Raw genomic sequence first — 17,643 nt, 5'->3', positions numbered from 1 at the left:
TCAGGCCGCCTCTTCCAGCTCTGCGAGAATCGCTTTTTTCATGGCGCCGATCGACCGGGATCCGGCCATGACTCGCAACAATCGGCCCTCATGGAAAACCGCCAGGGATGGCACCGCGCGGATGCCGTACATTTGCGCAATGGTCGGAGACACCGCCACATCGATCTTGCCAAACGCAGCCAGCGCATGAAGTTTTTCTTCCAAGGCATTGAAGACCGGTTTCATTTCTTGGCAAGGCTTGCACCAAGACGCCGAAAACAGCACGACGCTACTGCCTTTGGCCACAAAGCGGGCGAATTGTGGGGCATTCAACTCAACGATACGGCTCATTTGGACCTCCTGTTTAAGGCGATGGGCAGGCGGCCGGTTTAAGGGCCGCATGACCATTGCCAATCAAATTTTGCAACCATCGATCCCGCAGGCCTGGCCAATGAACGCGTCATCGTTGACTCTGGCCTTTGTCTGCATTTTATTCAGCGCTTCAAGAAACGCGGCCTCAGGCTGGGCGCCCGATAACGAGAACGCATTATTGAAGACAAACAGCGGAACGCCGGAACCCAGTTGCGCGGCGATGTGCTCGTCCTCTTCCATCTCCACACGCAGCTCAACGGATGACTCCGCCAGTCGGATCGACTCATCCGATACACCGGCCGCCCGAGCAATGGCTTCCAGGCTGCCTTGATCAAACAGTGATTGCCCGTGAGTGGTGCTTTGCTCGTACAGCGCTTCCACCAGGTGTTTTTTCACATCGGCGTCTGTGACGGCCTTGACCAGTACGTGGGCCTGTGTGGTATCACCAAACAGCATGGTGTCAAAGCGGTAGTCCAAGCCGTCGGCCCGACCATATTGACTTACCATGCTGATCATCGCCTCAGCCGAACTGGAACTACCAAGCTTGCGTTTAAGTGCCGCAATCATCGGCTCTGGCGCGTGGTTTGCGGCCAGGCGATACGCTCTGATGTTGATCTGTACCTGGCCTTTCTCAGCAAACTGATCAAGCGCTTTCTCGAATCGACGCTTGGCAATCCAGCACCAGGGGCACACATAATCAGACCAGATATCGACTACATATTTTTTCGAAGGGGCTTGCATCATTTATCCTGTATTCAAAGAAATTGAGACCCGGCCAGCGTCTCAAGCAAATGGTTGAAGCCAGCCAACGGATCGGCTGATCGGCCCAATGTCCAGTTGATAAGGCTTGCGCCTTCCAACGTGCTCAGCAACATGAAGGCGTACACTTGCACAGGCTTGTTCAACGACCAGCTGTGCTGCCGAGCCGCGTCATTGAGCGTGCTTTGCAGCCAGTCGAGCTGGGATTCAAAGAAATCCCGAGTAAGCCCTTGCAGCGACAATGGCAACGCCGCCATTTCTGCCGCCAGCGCACCACATAGCGGCAACAGCCCGTCATTGGCGCTGATAACGAAAAGCCGGGAGAACGCACGCAGGCGCTGCAGTGGATCGGCATGCATGGCTTCGATTGATGCCAGAGTCTCATTGAAGCGAGCGATATAATCCTTGATCAGCTCCGCGCCCAGGCACTCCTTGGTCGGGAAGTGATGATGGATACTGGCTTTTCTGATGCCAATTTGCATCGCAAGATCGGCGTAGCTGAATGCTGAATAGCCTTTGGAACGCATATGCGTTTCTGCGGCATTGAGTAGCGCAGCTTTGGTCGTGATGGACATTTAAGACTCCTGTAGCCAGCCTTCAGCCGCCTTCACCGTTCATCGGTAAAGGCGTGAAACTCCCGCAATGGGAGCTTCACACGCTTTGCTTGCCGCTATGGTCAGGCACGAACGGCCATGATGCCGGCATCCACGTCCCAAATAGCACCCGTCACCCAGGACGTTTTGTCCGAGAGCAGGAACAGGATCGTATTAGCGACATCTTCGGGAACACCGACGCGGCCCAGTGGGTGGAAATCGTTCAGCGACTTCATCGCCTCCGGGATCGCGTCCTTGTCCATGAACCCTTCGTAGATCGAGGTGTGGACGATGCCTGGCGAAACGGCGTTCACGCGGATACCCGAGTGAGCCAATTCAATTGCCAGGTTACGTGTCATCGCATGCAGACCCGCCTTGGCCATGGAGTAAGCGGAAGCCGGCGAACTTGCCAGTGCAGCCTGTGCGCCGATGGAGCCGACGTTGACGATGGCACCTTCGCGCTTGGCCGCAAGCATGTTCTTGACCACTGCCTGGGTAATGAAAAAGGTCGCACGGTTGATCGACAGGTACATGTCGTACTCAGCCTCATCGTGCTCGGTGAAAGCCTTAGGAATGAAGATCCCGGCTGAGTTCACCATCAGGCTGATATCGGTGTGGTTGGCGTTGATTTCCGAGCGAACTGCGTTCATGCCCGCTTCAGTCATCAGGTTAGCGACGATCACCGACACAGAGCCAAGCGGGCTCAGCTCTTTGCGCACGGCATCGGCCTTGTCTTGCTTGCTGCCGGTGAGTACCACGCTGCCGCCGGCCTTGAGCACCATGCGGGCCGTTTCCAAGCCCATGCCACTGGTGCCGCCAACGACCAACAGCTTCTTGCCTTTAAAAAAGTTGTTCATTTCAGACTCCGGTTATCCAGAACTATTTAGGGTCGGCACCAGGGCAGTTGGCCGCTGGTGCACACAAGGATTGAATCAATTTGCCGTGGGCGAATCAGCCCTCACGCACTTCCAGAGTAGGCACCATACGGATGGCTCGCGAGAAGTTGGCGTAGTTGACCGAGGTTTTCAGCACAACTTTGTGCAACTCTTCAACACGCTCACGGGAGGCGTCGGTGTGCAGGCGCACCACCACGCCCACTTCGTCGTAGCCTGGGTTGACGCTCTCGTCGATGCCCAGGAAGCCACGCAGATCGAGGGTGCCGTCTGTCTCGATTTCCAGGCTATGGATTTTGATGCCCATCATCGCGGCATTGGCGGCGTAACCGACTGACATGCAGGCGTTGAGAGCAGCCATCAGCAGTTCTTGCGGGTTTGGTGCAGAGTTCTGGCCGAGCAATTCGTTGGGCTCATCGGCGGCAATTTCAAAATTACGCGAGTGGGTCTCACCTGCCAGGCTGTAGCGGTTCACTTTGGCGACAGAACGCGTCTGGCCTTTCCACTCAGTCTTGACGTTGAAACTTGCATGGCGCTTGGTCGCATCCTCAGCTACACCTTGTGCAAACTGCTGGAGTGCGGCGACGTCGATACCGTTCAGGTTGTTGCTCATCTGCTTAATCCTCTTTGGATGGACCGGGCGTTTGGCCCGAAAGAGAAGCAACTCTACCAAGTAGTAGGTAGCTAATCAAGCTATTTTATAAACACCCCATAAACCGCTCAAAAAATGCAAAAAAAACGCCTCGATTATTCGAGGCGTTTATGAGGTGACGGGCGTGCAGTGCAATAGTTTTTAATGACGCATGGTGTCTGCACGTAGCCCATTCAAAATCAAATCGAACCCAGTGGACTGCTCATAAGCGTCGCTCATTGCCCAAGAAACAAAACTGCCCCCTTCCAATGTATTGAGGATGAGCCGAGCAACGTGCATTGCATTGAGCTCGGCCTTAATCTCCCCTCTCGCCTGGCCCAGCACGACATTGGCTTGAAGCCATTCAAGATGGATCTCGAAAAAGCCTCGGGTCATTTCCTTGAGCCTGACCGGTAATGCCAACAGCTCCGCAGCCAGTGCGCCGCACAACGGTAACAATCCGTTTTCACTGCTCTGGGCGAACATCTGGGCAAATGCGTTCAAGCGCTCGACAATTTCCGTGTTTTCGTCATTTACCTGCTCCAATTGTTTTTTGAAGCGAAACAGATAGCTCTCGACGATGGCAATCGCAAGGCCTTCCTTGGTGGGAAAATGGTGATGGATACTCGCCTTTTTAATGCCGATATCCTCAGCCAGGTCGGCGTAGCTGAAGGCTGCATAGCCCTTGGTACGCAACAGGATTTCGGCGCTGCTCAGAAGATCGGAACGTGTACTCATGATGAAGCATCCAGATTTTATCAATCGGCCATCATAAATCAGTCATCCCTGAGTTGACAGTGCACAGCCCTCATGCATAACGCCCGATGCAAGCATCGGACGTTATGGGTTTACCTATTGTCAGCAACAGCGCGGCTGGCCGTTACCGCCGCCGTAGCGGGCTTGTTGGCGCTCCCGAAAGAACGTCTCGTAATCCATCAGCGGTTTGTGCGGGTGTTTGGTCTGCATGTGTTCCACATAAGTATCGTAATCAGGCATGCCGACCATCAGTCGTGCGGCCTGACCCAGGTATTTACCCAGGCGACTCAGGTCATTGAACATGGCGCGCTCCCGTCATGCATCCGGCACAGGCTGATAAGGAGCTTCCCTGTCGGTGCGTTCCTTCGTGCCCCATGCAGCAATACCTACCTTGAGTGCAAAGAACAGGATACTGAACACCACCGCCAGGAACAGCGCGGTCAACGTCGCGTTGGTATAAGCGTTGTAGATCACGTGCTGCATCTGATCCAGGCTTTTAGCCGGTGCCAGTACCTGCCCATTGGCAACCGCATCGCTGTATTTTCTGGCCAGGGCCAGGAAGCCGATCGCGGGGTTGGCGTCGAACAACTTGATGAAGCCCGCCGTAGTGGTGCAGATCAGCAGCCACACCGCTGGCAGCATGGTCACCCAGATATAGCGTTGGCGCTTCATTTTGATCAGCACCACCGTCGCCAGCATCAGCGCGATACCCGCCAGCATTTGGTTGGAGATACCGAACAGCGGCCACAAGGTGTTGATGCCACCCAGCGGGTCGATCACACCTTGGTACAGCAGGTAACCCCACATTGCCACACAACCGGCAGTCGCGATCAGGTTAGCGGTCCAGGACTCGGTACGCTTGAGCGCCGGCACGAAGGAACCCAGCAGATCTTGCAGCATGAAGCGACCGGCACGGGTGCCCGCGTCGACGGCGGTCAGGATGAACAGCGCTTCGAAAAGGATTGCAAAGTGGTACCAGAACGCCATGGTATTTTCACCCGGCAACAGCTGGTGCAGGATCTGCGCGATGCCGACAGCCAACGTCGGCGCGCCGCCGGCTCTGGCCAGAATCGTAGTTTCACCGATGTCATGGGCGACCGCCTGCAATGCTTCCGGCGTGATCGCAAAGCCCCAGCTACTGATCGTTTGCGCGACGGTTACCGCATCAGCACCCACCACGGCGGCCGGACTGTTCATGGCGAAATAGACGCCAGGCTCGATGACCGATGCCGCAACCATCGCCATGATCGCCACGAACGACTCCATCAACATGGCGCCGTAGCCGATGTAACGGGAATGCCCTTCGCTGGCGAGCAACTTGGGCGTGGTACCCGAGGCAATCAGCGCATGAAAACCGGAAACCGCACCACACGCGATAGTGATAAACAGGAACGGGAACAGGCCGCCCTTCCACACTGGGCCGGTACCGTCGGTAAACTGCGTCAACGCCGGCATTTTCAAATCAGGCATTGTGACCAAGATGCCGATCGCCAACGCCACAATGGTGCCGATCTTCAGGAACGTCGACAGGTAGTCACGCGGCGCCAGGATCAACCACACCGGCAGTACTGCGGCGACGAAGCCGTAACCTATCAGCATCCAGGTAATTTGGATGCCGGTGAAGGTAAAGGCCTTGGCCCAGACCGGATCAGCGGCAATCTGCCCGCCCAGCCAGATTGAACCCAGCAGCAACGCCACGCCGATCACAGAGATTTCACCGATGCGACCCGGGCGGATGTAGCGCATGTAGATGCCCATGAACATCGCAATAGGGATGGTCGCCATTACCGTGAAGATGCCCCAAGGGCTCTCGGCCAGGGCTTTGACCACGATCAGCGCCAGCACCGCGAGGATGATGATCATGATCAGGAAACAGCCGAACAAGGCGATGGTGCCAGGAATACGGCCCATTTCTTCACGTACCATGTCGCCCAGCGAACGGCCATTGCGCCGTGTCGACATGAACAGCACCATAAAGTCCTGCACCGCACCGGCCAGCACCACACCGGCGATCAGCCACAGCGTGCCAGGCAGATAACCCATCTGCGCCGCCAGCACCGGACCAACCAACGGGCCTGCGCCAGCAATCGCTGCGAAGTGGTGACCGAACAGCACATGTTTATTAGTGGGTACGAAGTCCAGGCCATCGTTGTTCACCACGGCAGGGGTGGCGCGACCGGGATCGAGCTGCATCACCTTGTTGGCGATAAACAGGCTGTAGTAACGGTAGGCAACCAGATAGATAGCGACTGCCGCGACGACGATCCACAGTGCGTTGATCGCTTCGCCGCGGCGCAAGGCCACAACACTCAGCGCAAACGCACCCAGGACAGCCACGGCAAACCAGGCGAGATGTTTAGCCAGACGGTTCATTGCGTGTCTCCTGTCACAGCCATTGAGCTGCGACGATAATTTTTATAATTGTGTCCGCTACGCGGCGCTGGCTAATATCCGCGCACACCGATAACAAATACATCCGCACTACTACGCAGGCGTCTACGTAGTTCTACTGAGACGCACGGGAGTCGCGATGCAACTCAAACATAAAATCGTCGCACTCGGGATACTGCCGTTAGTGTTGGCCATCGCGGTTATATGCGCGCTAGTTATTTCCTTGAATAACCAGTTAGGTGACCAACAAGCGCGCCTGATTGAAGACAGCATCCTGGCCAGCAAACGCGCAGAACTGAAAAACTACGTCGCCATGGCGCAAAGTCTGATCGCGCCGCTGTATAACGATGGCGCGGGCAACGAGCAGGCGCAGCGCCAAGTACTCGAAGAGCTGCGCAAGCTGAGCTTTGGCATCAACGGCTACTTCTTCGTTTACGACCGCGAGGGCCGCAGCCTGATGCATGCGCGTCAGTCGGAGTTGGTGGGGCAGTACCTGTGGGAGATGAAAGATCCGCACGGGTTGCCCGTCATCCAGGCTCTGTTCAAAAGCGCCCGATCCGGCGAAGGTTTTCAGCGTTACGCCTGGAACAAGCCCTCCTCCGGCCAGGTAACCGATAAGCTCGCTTATGTGGTCATGCTCGACCGCTGGGGCTGGATGCTCGGCACCGGTATCTATCTGGAGGACGTCGAGCGCGCCACTCAGCAGGCACGCGATGAAGTGGCCCAGGGCATCCGCAAAACCATGCTGGCCATTGCCGCCGTAGCGTTGGTGGCGGTGCTGCTGGTATTCGCCAGCGGTATGACGCTTAACGTCAGTGAACACCGCCTGGCCGACAAAAAGCTGCAACGCCTGAACAGGCGTATCGTCAGCCTGCAGGAAGAAGAGCGTGCCCGCGTTTCCCGCGAGTTGCACGATGGGATCAGTCAGCTTCTGGTCTCGATCAAATTCCAGTTCGAACTGGCCACTCACGTGTTTGAGGGACCAGAGCAGAGCAAGGGCCTGGTCATTCTCAAAAAAGCCACGCAACGACTGGGTAATGCCATTGGTGAAGTGCGCAACATTTCCCATGACCTTCGCTCGTCACTGCTGGACACCTTGGGCCTGCCGGCGGCCATCGGTCAGCTCGCCAGTGAGTTTGAACAACGCAGCGGCCTGAAGGTGAACTGTCAGTGCGAGGGTGTCGATAACCCATTGCCGGAAGGAGCGGCAGATTCAGTGTTTCGGATACTTCAGGAGGCCTTGATGAATATTGAGCGTCATGCCCGCGCCACGCATGTCTCGATCACGCTGCTGGCGACTGATCAGGGATTGAGGTTGACGATTGTCGATGACGGTGTCGGGTTCAACGTTCTCCAGGTGCTACGCAGCCACAACGGCATTGGCCTGCGCAATATCCGCGAGCGCGTCGAGCATTTGGAGGGGCAGCTACAGCTAACTTCAACACCGGGCAGGACCATGTTGGACGTCCTGTTACCGATCAAAAAAACTGGCAAAAATGCCGTTTGATAACGCCACTCAACAGGAAGAACACGTCGATGAAAGTGCCAGGTCGCATACGTATTGGATTGGTCGACGACCATTCGCTGGTTCGCGACGGCATTAAGGCATTGCTCGCCCTTGTGGATACCATCGAGGTGATTGGCGAAGCCGAGAACGGGCACGAGGCGCTCAACCTGGTCGAACAGTGCCAGCCGGATCTGTTGCTGGTGGACATTGGTTTGAAGGACATGAATGGCCTTGAACTGACCCGCCGGCTCAAACAGCATTCGCCCGCACCCAAGATTCTGATGCTCAGCATGTACGACAATTTCGAGTACGTGAGCGAATCCATCCGCTGTGGCGCCAGTGGTTACGTGCTGAAAAACTCTCCCTCGCGGGAAATCATCGCGGCCATTGAAGCCATCGCCAGTGGCGGCACCTTTTACAGTGCGGACATCGCGCAAAAGCTCATCGCCGACAAGGACACCGACAAAGAACTGACCCCTCGCGAAAGCGAGGTGTTGTACAAGATGGTCCAAGGCATGAACAACAAAGAGATGGCCCGCGACCTGGACATCAGCGTGCGCACCGTTGAAACCCATCGGCTCAGTATTCGGCGCAAACTCAACATCGACAAACCAGCGGCCCTGGCGAAATACGCGCTGGATCACGGGCTCGTTTCGCGCAGTCGAGAATGAACGCCGCAGCGTGGCGCTACAGGCCCTGCACCGATGCGCGCACATCGCTGGGGGTACGCCCATAGCGCGCCTTGAAGGCCCTGGCGAAATGCGCCTGGCTGGTGAACCCATGACGGTAAGCAACCTCGGCGATATCCAGTCCCCGCCCCTGCGCTGCGCTCAGCAGCCGGAATGCCCCCTGCAAGCGCTTTTCCAGAATAAAACGCTGGGGTTGTGTGTCTTCCAGGGCAAATAACCGGGTCAGGTGCCGAGTGGAAACGCCGGTTTGCGCCGCCACCCGCTCACAGCTCAATGCAGGGTCGGCCAGTTGCTCGAGGATGCATTGTTTTGCGGCCAGCAAGTAGGACGCACTGAGCGCGTTGATGCGTCGGTTGCCCATCTGGCCCGCAATGATAGTGCCCAACAGTTCAAGGGCGTCGTCTTGATAGCTGTCTGCACCCTGACTGAGCGGCTGCTCGAAAAAGCCGCCGGTGCGTTCACTCAACGTGCGCAGCAGTAACCGTTGGGTGCCGGTGTGTGCGCTGATCTTGACTGCATTGTCAAAGCGGCGCAGACAGCGGGAGGCAAACACGTCCTGAGGGACATCGAAGATGAATTTGTGCATCGAGCCGGAGAAACCGAACAAATAGGGCTTGTCGGTGCGATACACCATCATCTCGCCCGGCTCCAGCAAGTGACAGTTGCCGTTCTGAAAGAAAAACGACGCACTGCCCATGACCAGCGATACGAACACCGACTCTTTGGGCACCGTGCGAATCATTGAACCATCGCGTTCAATGACGTGTTGGTTACCGGTAATATGGGCCACCCGCAGACGATCCAGGCTCAAGTTGTCCTCCCGCGCGCTGAACCCGGTTTCGCTGAAGGAAGAGCATTTCAGACCGACCAGTGTCGACGCGTTGTACTGCTCCCAGAACGCCACGCGTTGATCCAGGGGTAGGCCGTCCGTACTGGCGCGCTGGGTATCGAGCAAGGGGGTGGATCGAGTCATTTTTATTATTCTCGTTTTTATTGACTGCCGGGCCCCGCGCAAGGCGGATCAAGGGGCCTGCAGAGCCCCATTAACCGCCGCCCGAAGCACACTGTCAATCAATAGCCGATACAAAACCACAACGACCGACGAACTGAAAAACCTGTCCGATACGGACAACAATCACGTCAGTTTCAATCAAACCGAAGCGCCCTTTTCGCCCTAGAGTGGCCCCTGTATTCCAACAATCAGAGGCCCAACATGCCCGAATTAGCCCGTAACGAATTTTGGAAAGACCTGCAGCCCATCGCCAACTGTTTCAAGCCCGACGCCAAGCCTGAGGTTTACCTGCCGAATGCCGCCAGTGATGATTTGCGGCTCTACGTGCCTTTTACCGAAACCGTTTCTTCACGCCCCTTATGGATCTCTCCCAGCGAAAACCGCTGGTGCGACATCTTGATGTCCAGCCGTGCCGGCCTGGTCAATCGCCATTACCACCCACACGAAGTGTTCGCCTACACGCTTTCGGGCAAGTGGGGCTACCTGGAACATGAGTGGACCGCCACAGCCGGCGACTTCGTCTATGAGACGCCCGGCGAGGGTCACACCCTCGTAGCGTATGAACACGAGGAACCCATGCGTGTGTTCTTCATCGTCAAGGGGCCGTTGATCTGGCTCGACGATCAAGGCGAGTCCACCGGCTATTTCGACGTGCACTCCTACATTGCCCTGTGCCGTGAACATTACGAAAAGGTCGGCCTGGGCGCTGACGCAGTGGACCGTCTGTTCCGTTAAACCCCGTACTACGGAGTACCACCATGGCTCACAAAAATAATAAAGCCAGCTACGAAAATACCCTGCTCTGTGTGTTGTTCCTGACGTTTGGTTTGGTGTTTTTCGACCGTCTGGCGCTGTCGTTCCTGTTTCCGTTCATGGCTGAAGACCTGCAACTGAGCAACAGCCACCTCGGCATGTTGTCTTCAGTGCTGGCCTTGGCCTGGGCGGTTTCAGGCACGCTGATCGGCGCGTGGTCAGATCGCCGAGGGGTGCGTAAACCGCTGCTGATTGCGGCGGTGATCCTGTTCTCCCTTTGTTCGGCCCTCTCGGGGCTGGTCTCAGGATTCCTGAGCCTGTTGCTGTTCCGCGGCCTCATGGGGTTGGCCGAGGGGCCCATCCTGCCGTTGTCCCAATCAATGATGGTCGAGGCGTCATCGCCGCACCGGCGGGGCCTGAACATGGGGTTGCTGCAAGGTTCGGCCGCGGGTCTGTTTGGCGCGGTGATCGGCCCTCCGGTGTTGATTGCCCTGGCCGAGGCCTATGGCTGGCGGCATGCGTTCATTGTGTCGCTGCTGCCCGGACTCCTGATCGCATGGCTCATCTGGCGTTACGTGCGTCAGGATGCCCCCCGCCGGGCTCAAGTGAGTAATGCCAAGCCTTCGGCGAATCGTCTGGAATTGCTCAAGAGCCGCAATATCGTGCTGTGCACCTTGATCAGTTGTGTGTTTTTAACCTGGTTCGTCATCCTGATCTCCTTTACCCCAACGTTTCTGGTCAGTGTGCGCGGCTACAGCGCGCCAAGCATGGGTGCGATCATGAGTTGCCTGGGCGCGGCCTGGGTCGTATGGGGATTTGTGGTGCCCAGCATTTCCGACCGCATCGGCCGCCGGCCGACGCTGGTGCTGTTCTCGCTGATTGCCGCCTGCTGCCCGATAGCGTTGCTATACGCGCCCTCACCGATGGTGCTCGGGGTGCTGATGGTGCTCACCTACACCGGGCTTGGTTGCTTCACGCTGTTCATGTCCACCATTCCGGCTGAAACCGTCCCGCGTGAAGTCATGGCCACGGCGCTAGGCATGATCATGGGCGTTGGCGAACTGGTAGGAGGGTTCGTGGCGCCTACCGTCGCAGGCTTTGCCGCCGATCAATTCGGGCTGTCGATTGTGATGTGGATTTCCTGCGGCGGCGCCTTGCTGGCAGCTGGACTGTCCCTGCTGCTCAAGGAAACCGCGCCCTCCGTGCTGCAACGCAGATCGCGTGCACCCTCGGTAGCCCAAGGGCATTCACTGTAAACAACCGGTCGACGTCACCCTGCATAGCGCGTGTGTGATCAGAGATCAACACGCCGCTTCACTTGCTCATCACAACAACAATAACAATAACAATGAGTCCCTGACATGAACCCTACCCTCCGTTTGTGCGCGTTTTTATTCCTGGCGTTTACCTATCCCCAAGCCTGGGCACAGGACCGCGAAGGTCCACTGGCCGGCCTGGGCGAGCAACTGGTCAACTACGGCATCCAGCCCCATGTGCAATTCACAAGCCTGTCGATGAAAAACCTCGACACCGGCCCACGCCCCTACAGCTTCGGCAACAGCGGTGACCTGTACATCGGTGCAGACGTAAACCTTGCCACGTTCGATGGCCTGAATGGCGCAGCCCTGCATTTTGAACAAACCGTCTTTATCCTCGATAAAGGCACGGGGCAGCCGACCGCTGGCAAATGGCAAGGAGCCGCCGGCAGCTATTTTGCCGGTGCTCCTTTGCACAATGACATCACCAGCAATCAGTTGAGCCTGTTGACCTATGAGCAAAAATGGCTCGATGGTCAGCTCGACCTGCACGTCGGACGGACCAATGGCCGGCGGTACTTCTACATCTATAACTGCGAAACGGGGGTCACCTGCACCGACCCGATCCTGGACGCTTCAAGCGGCATGTTGCCGCTGCCCTTCGGCGCCTGGGGTGGCTACCTGAAGTATCAAGTGAACCCCAGTCTTTACGTGCACGCAGGGGCGTTCGAATCGAACCCGATGGACTACCTGAAAAAGCGCAAAGGCCTGGACTTCAGCACCGACGACGCGAGTGGCACCAGCTTTCTGGTAGGCATTGGCAGCAAGCCTGGCAATGACACCACCCAGTACGAACTGAACGCGTACTTCAACTCCTCCAAACAGGTCGATCCGTTGACGGGTGCCAGCGACTACGGCACTGCCGGCGGTTTTTTCAAGTTCCGCCAGACGCTATGGCGCGGCGGGCAGCAAGGCTTGCAGGTGTTCGGCTCGCTGTCGGCAGCGGCCGACAACAAACAACCCTTCAGCCACTTCGCCGAAGCGGGGTTGACCTACCTTGCGCCCTTTGACCGGGCGCAAGACAAGCTCAATCTCAAAACCAGCTACTTGCAAGTCAACTCCCACCAGTTGCAATTCCAACAACGCATGCGCATGGCAGCCGATGGCGATCCTGAATTGGGCGAGCGCAATGTGTACGCAGTGGAAGCCAACGGCCATTTTGCCTTGACCCGCAACCTGGCTATCGAACCCAGCATCCAGTACATCATCAACCCGGACAATTTCTACAACCCGGGCGCAACGCAATTGAGCAACAACGGGTTTGTGGTGGGTCTGCAAGTGACGCTGGATGTGGGTTCAGCACTGGGCCTGTAAGCCCATGCCTTGAATGAAACGCTTAACTGACTCCATGAGGTAACAATGACCGTATTCAGCAGCACGCTATTTGAAGGTAAGGTCGCGCTCGTCAGCGGCGGGACCTCCGGGATTGGCCAGGCGACCGCCGAGTATCTGGCCCGGCATGGCGCCAAGGTGGTGGCTATCGGCTTGGGCGCCAACGCGACAATCGTCGCCGACGGGGTTGAGCTCGATCTTCGCGAGGTTAACGTCACCGATGATGACGCGCTCAAAGCTGTCATCCAAAGCCTTGATCGCCTCGATATTCTGGTCCCCGCCGCGGGTGGCACCCTGGGGGAAAAGGAGATGGAGTGGGAGGCCTTCAACCAGGTGTTGTCGGTTCAGCTCAACGCCGTCTACCGTCTTATCAACCTGGCGCATCCGTTGCTCGCCAAGCAAGGTGGGTCGGTCATTAACATCGCGTCGATGTTTTCTTACTTTGGCGGTGGAAAACTGGTGGCGTACTCGGCGGCAAAGGGGGCGATCGTACAAATTACGAAATCCCTGGCGGAGGCCTACGCCCCTGACAAAATCCGCGTAAATGCCGTCGCACCGGGATGGATAACCACCCCATTACTGGCAAAAATCGATGATCAGCCGAGAATCGACCGGTTGCTGTCCCGCACGCCTATGAAGCGATTTGGCAGTGCTGAAGAGGTCGCCAAAGTCATAGCGTTTTTGGCGTCGGATGCGGCGTCGTTTGTGAACGGTGTGATTTTGCCAGTTGATGGAGGGTATCTCACTACAGCAATCTGAAATCAACGGCCACTCAAAACGCGCCTGCTGTCAGGCGCGTTTTACTCTCTGTTCTAAACGGCTGACACGACCTTTTGCCGTTGTTCGCCGAGGCCGTCAATCCACAGGTGGATTTCATCACCCGGTGACAGCCATTGCGGCAGCGGCTTCATGCCCATTCCCACACCCGGTGGCGTACCCGTACAGATCACATCACCCGGCTGCAATGTCATGTAGCGGCTGCAATACGCCACGATTTGTGCAACGGAAAAAATCATGGTTTTCGAGTTCCCAGTCTGGCGTCGCTCACCATTGACCTCCAGCCACATGTCCAGGTTTTGCGGATCGGGTACCTCATCCCGGGTCACCAGCCAAGGCCCGATCGGGCCGAACGTGTCACAGCCCTTGCCCTTGTCCCATTGCGAACTTTGCGTCTGAAATGCCCGCTCCGATACATCGTTGACCACGCAGTAGCCCGCAACGTAGTTCAGCGCCTCGGCTTCGGACACGTACTTGGCTTCACTGCCGATCACCACGCCCAGTTCCAGCTCCCAGTCCATCCGCGAGGCGTCGCGCGGTTGCAGGAGGTCATCATCAGGGCCGTTCAGGCAACTGATCGCCTTATGAAAGATGATGGGCTCGACAGGAATCGACATGCCGGCCTCTTCGGCATGGTCGCGATAATTAAGGCCGATTGCGATGAATTTGCGCACCTGGGCGACGGGGACGCCATAACGAACCCCCTCCTCGACCAGCGGTAACTGTGCGACATCAAGCTTCGACAATTCAGCCAGCGCCGACGGCGCAAGCACCGTCGCATTGATGTCGGTGACATGTGCAGAGAGATCGCGCACGCGACCTGCAGCATCTATCACACCGGGGCGCTCCTGCCCCTGCGGCCCAAAACGACACAGCTTCATACCTACCTCGAATGTTGTCTATTTACTCAGGTAAAGCCACGAAATCGCGGGCGATATTCAGGCCCAGGAAGCCGGCGCGAAAGAGATCAGGCAGACCCGTTTGAACAAATTCATTCTATGGCATAAAATATATTTTTTGCAACACAATATATTTTTATTAAAGGAATTCTTCCATGCTTGAACGCTCCGCTCAAAGCCTCACCCAGGCCACCTATGAGCGTCTGCGCAAAGATGTCCTGTCCTGCGTTTTGCGCCCCGGAGACCGAGTCAACCTGAAGGCTTTGGCCGAGCGCTACCAGGCTAGTGCCGGAGCAGTGAGGGAAGCCCTGTCACGGCTGGTCGCCGAAGACCTGGTGTTGGCAGAGCCACAAAAAGGCTTTCGCGTTTGTGCCGTTTCGCTGGCCGATCTGAATGACCTCACATTGGCCCGCATTGAGATAGAAACGAGCTGCCTGCGCCATTCTCTGGAACACGGCAATCTTGCGTGGGAGGCGACATTGGTCTCGGCCCATCACCGCCTTTCACGGCTTGAAGAGCCACACGATGGCGATCACGCTGATGCTGATGCTTGGACGTCAGCGCATGCGGCGTTTCATGAGGCCCTGGTTGGTGCTTGCCCGAACACCTGGCTCTTGCGAATTCGCTCGATGTTGTTCGAGCAGACGGCGCGCTACCGCGCAATGTCAATCGCCATGGCTGCCGAACAAAGGGATATCGGTCATGAACACCAAGCGCTATTCGAGGCGGCTCTGGCCAAAGATGCCTCCAAGGCCAGCGAACTGCTGAAGCAACACATCCAGACCACCTCTGCCCTACTGATTGAAGGCCTGCGCGTCACTCCCGAAGTGACGGGGCGTTCGACTCAGTCAAATTGACTGGATGGCGATGAAAATCGAGCGATAGCAAACAGTCTTAGTGCCGCTTGCGCCCCACACTCTCCTCTCCAACCCAAGAGGAAATCGGTATGCATAAATCATTGTTAGCCGCAGGCGTTCTAGCGCTGTCGCTGATCGCAACTGGCGCACACGCTCAAACGTTCGCAGTACAAAGCACCAGCATCCTGGATGGGCATTTTCAACAACGCCAATTCGCCAACGTATTCGGCTGCAGCGGCAAGAATCTCTCCCCGCAATTGTCCTGGAGCGGTGCCCCGCAAGGCACCAAAAGCTTTGTCGTGACGATGTACGATCCCGACGCGCCAACCGGGTCAGGCTGGTGGCATTGGGTGTTGGCGAACGTACCTGCAACGGTCAGTGAATTGAAGGAAGGCGCGGGTAGCGCAGGCGGAAAATTGCCCGACGGTACGCTGCAGGTTCGCGGTGACAGTGGTATGCCAGGCTATCTCGGCACCTGCCCTCCAGCAGGGCAGACGCACAATTACGTGATCACCGTATACGCTATGAACGTCGATAAGGTGACATTACCGCCGACCGTCACACCCGCAATGCTGGGTTTCATGCTGCCCGGCAGTTCGCTTGGCAAAGCCACGCTCACGGCACAAGGCGGCCGCTGATGTCACCGACAAACGCTTACGATGCGCTGCGCATCACTCATCGGCCTGGCGTCGGTACGGCAGGCATCGTACTTCAGCAGGAAAACCTGGAGTTCAAGCGTTTGTATATTGAGAACCCCCTCTTGATCTACGTGGAGCGGGGTTCTAAAAGCGTGCGGTGGGCGGGTGGCGAGTACGTCATCCAGCCAGGCGAAGCGATTGCGGTGGCGGGTGGCCAATCCCTGGATATCACCAACAGGTTGGCGCAGGACGGCAGCTACCGAGCCCACTGGCTGGTGTGGGACGAGACGTTGATCGAAGCCACCGCCGAAGCACATGCGCATTTGGCGGTCATTCAATACGCCCAGCCCATTACCCGCGATACGGTGCATTTTGCCGCAGCGTTTCAACGTGCGATTGAGGCAATAGAAGACAGCACACTGCCAAGCCTGATCGCCCGGCACCGACTACAAGAATTGTTGGCGTGGATTGGCGTGAATGGCGGACGACTCGAACAGTCCCGGCTGCCGACAATGGCGATTAAAGTAAGGCGGCTCATCGCCAGCGACCTGGCTAACGACTGGAGCGCTCACGCCGTTGCGTCTGCGTTTGCACTCAGCGAGGCCACGCTGCGGCGCAGACTGGCGGAAGAAGGCACCACCTTCAGCAGCTTATTGATCGATGCACGCATGACCTTCGCCCTGCAGCTGCTGCAATCTTCCGCCCAGACGGTCATGCAAATAGCGCTGTGCGTGGGCTATCAGACGCCCTCGCAATTTGCTGTGCGCTTCCGTGACCGGTTCGGGTTTGCACCCACGGCGGTTCGGGGTCATCGGCGCTAATCAAGCAGAAAAACACTCCGGCCCCTTACGACTTTTGGGTACAGCCCCTTTATCACAATGGCCATCCACTGCGCCCACAGACGTTCCATCATTTGCGCCTCGATCGGCGCTGAATCCGCGCGCCACGCCAAGCTCAGGATGCCATTGGCCGCTGCCCACAACGAGGTGGTTGCAAGGTGGGCGTCCACGCCTGGGTCAATCGAACCATCCGCAATACCATCGGTAATAGCTGCCTCCATTTTGCCGTTCTGGTGCCTGACCAGTTCGCTCACCCGCAAGAGCGCTTCAGGATCATTCGGCGGATCCGCCAGCAAGCGAAACGCCGTCGGACGCTCCATAGCGAAACGGAAGTAACCGTTGGCGGCGACTTGCAGACGCTCCAGAGGCGTACCTGGGGTTCGATAGGCCGCGTCCATGTACGCCCTGTTTTCTTCAAAGGCTTTTTCTGCGACAGCCATCAATAACGCCGAACGCCCGCCAACTCGGTTGTAAATGGTTTGGACGGCAACATCGGCGCGTTCGGCGACGATCTCAAGCGTCAACGCCGTCGCGCCGCTCTCAAGAATCAAGCTTTCGGCATGCTCGATGATCGCCGTCCGCGTGGCCTGGGCCTTGCGTTGGGTACGCGTGGGGGATGTGATTTTAGTCATGGTGACAGTCTACATGAA

The 17,643-nt window shown here is 57.2% G+C and carries 20 protein-coding genes; 9 read left to right on the top strand and 11 right to left on the bottom strand.

Annotated features, from left to right (window positions below; genetic code table 11):
• From QK296_RS15405 to QK296_RS15370, 8 genes are all read right to left on the bottom strand, one after another.
• Positions 1-330, bottom strand: coding sequence for a thioredoxin family protein (locus QK296_RS15405; protein ID WP_069787679.1), 330 nt, complete (start codon positions 328-330; stop codon positions 1-3).
• Positions 331-393: 63 nt separating this feature from the next.
• Positions 394-1,092: a DsbA family oxidoreductase gene (locus QK296_RS15400; protein ID WP_069787680.1), complete on the bottom strand. Its 699-nt coding sequence runs from the start codon at positions 1,090-1,092 to the stop codon at positions 394-396.
• A 14-nt stretch (positions 1,093-1,106) separates the two neighbouring features.
• Positions 1,107-1,685, bottom strand: a complete 579-nt coding sequence (locus QK296_RS15395) for a TetR/AcrR family transcriptional regulator (protein WP_069787681.1) — start codon at positions 1,683-1,685, stop codon at positions 1,107-1,109.
• Positions 1,686-1,786: 101 nt separating this feature from the next.
• Positions 1,787-2,560 (bottom strand): SDR family oxidoreductase, encoded by a 774-nt coding sequence (locus tag QK296_RS15390; protein ID WP_108538437.1) that lies wholly within the window; start codon positions 2,558-2,560, stop codon positions 1,787-1,789.
• 94 nt (positions 2,561-2,654) lie between these two features.
• Positions 2,655-3,209, bottom strand: coding sequence for an OsmC family protein (locus tag QK296_RS15385; protein WP_282391066.1), 555 nt, complete (start codon positions 3,207-3,209; stop codon positions 2,655-2,657).
• Between the two features lie 180 nt (positions 3,210-3,389).
• Positions 3,390-3,965: a TetR/AcrR family transcriptional regulator gene (locus QK296_RS15380; RefSeq protein ID WP_069787684.1), complete on the bottom strand. Its 576-nt coding sequence runs from the start codon at positions 3,963-3,965 to the stop codon at positions 3,390-3,392.
• Between the two features lie 120 nt (positions 3,966-4,085).
• Positions 4,086-4,286, bottom strand: coding sequence for a YbdD/YjiX family protein (locus QK296_RS15375; protein WP_069787685.1), 201 nt, complete (start codon positions 4,284-4,286; stop codon positions 4,086-4,088).
• A 12-nt stretch (positions 4,287-4,298) separates the two neighbouring features.
• Entirely contained in the window at positions 4,299-6,356 is a 2,058-nt protein-coding gene (locus QK296_RS15370) for a carbon starvation CstA family protein (protein WP_069787686.1), read from the bottom strand.
• A 157-nt stretch (positions 6,357-6,513) separates the two neighbouring features.
• On the opposite strand from QK296_RS15370, the gene QK296_RS15365 reads away from it, so the two are divergent.
• The gene (locus tag QK296_RS15365) at positions 6,514-7,881 is read left to right on the top strand and encodes a cache domain-containing protein (protein WP_069787687.1); all 1,368 of its coding nucleotides are present in this window, start codon (positions 6,514-6,516) and stop codon (positions 7,879-7,881) included.
• A gap of 29 nt (positions 7,882-7,910) precedes the next feature.
• Complete coding sequence (locus QK296_RS15360; protein WP_069787688.1) at positions 7,911-8,552, top strand: response regulator transcription factor; 642 nt, start codon at positions 7,911-7,913, stop codon at positions 8,550-8,552.
• A gap of 16 nt (positions 8,553-8,568) precedes the next feature.
• Here QK296_RS15360 and QK296_RS15355 read toward each other — a convergent pair whose 3' ends face one another.
• Positions 8,569-9,543 (bottom strand): helix-turn-helix domain-containing protein, encoded by a 975-nt coding sequence (locus QK296_RS15355; protein ID WP_069787689.1) that lies wholly within the window; start codon positions 9,541-9,543, stop codon positions 8,569-8,571.
• 240 nt (positions 9,544-9,783) lie between these two features.
• Here QK296_RS15355 and QK296_RS15350 point away from each other — a divergent pair, with 240 nt between their 5' ends.
• The 4 genes from QK296_RS15350 (at position 9,784) to QK296_RS15335 (ending at position 13,742) form a co-directional block, all read left to right on the top strand.
• Positions 9,784-10,317 (top strand): 2,4'-dihydroxyacetophenone dioxygenase family protein, encoded by a 534-nt coding sequence (locus QK296_RS15350; protein WP_053121222.1) that lies wholly within the window; start codon positions 9,784-9,786, stop codon positions 10,315-10,317.
• A gap of 23 nt (positions 10,318-10,340) precedes the next feature.
• Positions 10,341-11,591 (top strand): MFS transporter, encoded by a 1,251-nt coding sequence (locus QK296_RS15345; protein ID WP_069787690.1) that lies wholly within the window; start codon positions 10,341-10,343, stop codon positions 11,589-11,591.
• A 105-nt stretch (positions 11,592-11,696) separates the two neighbouring features.
• Positions 11,697-12,965, top strand: coding sequence for a carbohydrate porin (locus QK296_RS15340; RefSeq protein WP_069787691.1), 1,269 nt, complete (start codon positions 11,697-11,699; stop codon positions 12,963-12,965).
• Between the two features lie 45 nt (positions 12,966-13,010).
• Positions 13,011-13,742 carry an SDR family oxidoreductase gene (locus QK296_RS15335; protein WP_069787692.1) on the top strand — a complete coding sequence of 244 codons (732 nt, stop codon included), beginning with the start codon at positions 13,011-13,013 and terminating at the stop codon, positions 13,740-13,742.
• A gap of 53 nt (positions 13,743-13,795) precedes the next feature.
• Here the strand turns inward: QK296_RS15335 and QK296_RS15330 are convergent, their stop codons facing one another.
• The gene (locus QK296_RS15330; RefSeq protein ID WP_282391065.1) at positions 13,796-14,641 is read right to left on the bottom strand and encodes a fumarylacetoacetate hydrolase family protein; all 846 of its coding nucleotides are present in this window, start codon (positions 14,639-14,641) and stop codon (positions 13,796-13,798) included.
• A 173-nt stretch (positions 14,642-14,814) separates the two neighbouring features.
• On the opposite strand from QK296_RS15330, the gene QK296_RS15325 reads away from it, so the two are divergent.
• The 3 genes from QK296_RS15325 (at position 14,815) to QK296_RS15315 (ending at position 16,975) form a co-directional block, all read left to right on the top strand.
• Positions 14,815-15,516, top strand: coding sequence for an FCD domain-containing protein (locus QK296_RS15325; protein ID WP_154847268.1), 702 nt, complete (start codon positions 14,815-14,817; stop codon positions 15,514-15,516).
• A gap of 89 nt (positions 15,517-15,605) precedes the next feature.
• Positions 15,606-16,154: a YbhB/YbcL family Raf kinase inhibitor-like protein gene (locus QK296_RS15320; RefSeq protein WP_069787695.1), complete on the top strand. Its 549-nt coding sequence runs from the start codon at positions 15,606-15,608 to the stop codon at positions 16,152-16,154.
• Entirely contained in the window at positions 16,154-16,975 is an 822-nt protein-coding gene (locus QK296_RS15315; protein WP_108538426.1) for an AraC family transcriptional regulator, read from the top strand. The genes QK296_RS15320 and QK296_RS15315 overlap by 1 nt, the downstream gene beginning before the upstream one ends.
• On the opposite strand, the gene QK296_RS15310 is transcribed toward QK296_RS15315, so the two are convergent.
• Positions 16,972-17,625: a TetR/AcrR family transcriptional regulator gene (locus QK296_RS15310; RefSeq protein ID WP_069787697.1), complete on the bottom strand. Its 654-nt coding sequence runs from the start codon at positions 17,623-17,625 to the stop codon at positions 16,972-16,974. The two genes, QK296_RS15315 and QK296_RS15310, sit on opposite strands and share 4 nt — an antisense overlap.
• Between the last annotated feature and the right edge of the window lie 18 nt (positions 17,626-17,643).

Origin of the sequence: Pseudomonas sp. AL10 (genome assembly GCF_029960685.1) — a bacterium.
Lineage (GTDB): Bacteria > Pseudomonadota > Gammaproteobacteria > Pseudomonadales > Pseudomonadaceae > Aquipseudomonas > Aquipseudomonas lactis.
This window is presented reverse-complemented; position numbering and strand designations above follow the sequence as displayed.

Excerpts from the sequence above, each read along its gene's own strand:
- QK296_RS15405 (WP_069787679.1), bottom strand. The coding sequence starts at position 330 with ATGAGCCGTATCGTTGAGTTGAATGCCCCACAATTCGCCCGCTTTGTG.
- QK296_RS15400 (WP_069787680.1), bottom strand. The coding sequence starts at position 1,092 with ATGCAAGCCCCTTCGAAAAAATATGTAGTCGATATCTGGTCTGATTAT.
- QK296_RS15395 (WP_069787681.1), bottom strand. The coding sequence starts at position 1,685 with ATGTCCATCACGACCAAAGCTGCGCTACTCAATGCCGCAGAAACGCAT.
- QK296_RS15390 (WP_108538437.1), bottom strand. The coding sequence starts at position 2,560 with ATGAACAACTTTTTTAAAGGCAAGAAGCTGTTGGTCGTTGGCGGCACC.
- QK296_RS15385 (WP_282391066.1), bottom strand. The coding sequence starts at position 3,209 with ATGAGCAACAACCTGAACGGTATCGACGTCGCCGCACTCCAGCAGTTT.
- QK296_RS15380 (WP_069787684.1), bottom strand. The coding sequence starts at position 3,965 with ATGAGTACACGTTCCGATCTTCTGAGCAGCGCCGAAATCCTGTTGCGT.
- QK296_RS15375 (WP_069787685.1), bottom strand. The coding sequence starts at position 4,286 with ATGTTCAATGACCTGAGTCGCCTGGGTAAATACCTGGGTCAGGCCGCA.
- QK296_RS15370 (WP_069787686.1), bottom strand. The coding sequence starts at position 6,356 with ATGAACCGTCTGGCTAAACATCTCGCCTGGTTTGCCGTGGCTGTCCTG.
- QK296_RS15365 (WP_069787687.1), top strand. The coding sequence starts at position 6,514 with ATGCAACTCAAACATAAAATCGTCGCACTCGGGATACTGCCGTTAGTG.
- QK296_RS15360 (WP_069787688.1), top strand. The coding sequence starts at position 7,911 with ATGAAAGTGCCAGGTCGCATACGTATTGGATTGGTCGACGACCATTCG.
- QK296_RS15355 (WP_069787689.1), bottom strand. The coding sequence starts at position 9,543 with ATGACTCGATCCACCCCCTTGCTCGATACCCAGCGCGCCAGTACGGAC.
- QK296_RS15350 (WP_053121222.1), top strand. The coding sequence starts at position 9,784 with ATGCCCGAATTAGCCCGTAACGAATTTTGGAAAGACCTGCAGCCCATC.
- QK296_RS15345 (WP_069787690.1), top strand. The coding sequence starts at position 10,341 with ATGGCTCACAAAAATAATAAAGCCAGCTACGAAAATACCCTGCTCTGT.
- QK296_RS15340 (WP_069787691.1), top strand. The coding sequence starts at position 11,697 with ATGAACCCTACCCTCCGTTTGTGCGCGTTTTTATTCCTGGCGTTTACC.
- QK296_RS15335 (WP_069787692.1), top strand. The coding sequence starts at position 13,011 with ATGACCGTATTCAGCAGCACGCTATTTGAAGGTAAGGTCGCGCTCGTC.
- QK296_RS15330 (WP_282391065.1), bottom strand. The coding sequence starts at position 14,641 with ATGAAGCTGTGTCGTTTTGGGCCGCAGGGGCAGGAGCGCCCCGGTGTG.
- QK296_RS15325 (WP_154847268.1), top strand. The coding sequence starts at position 14,815 with ATGCTTGAACGCTCCGCTCAAAGCCTCACCCAGGCCACCTATGAGCGT.
- QK296_RS15320 (WP_069787695.1), top strand. The coding sequence starts at position 15,606 with ATGCATAAATCATTGTTAGCCGCAGGCGTTCTAGCGCTGTCGCTGATC.
- QK296_RS15315 (WP_108538426.1), top strand. The coding sequence starts at position 16,154 with ATGTCACCGACAAACGCTTACGATGCGCTGCGCATCACTCATCGGCCT.
- QK296_RS15310 (WP_069787697.1), bottom strand. The coding sequence starts at position 17,625 with ATGACTAAAATCACATCCCCCACGCGTACCCAACGCAAGGCCCAGGCC.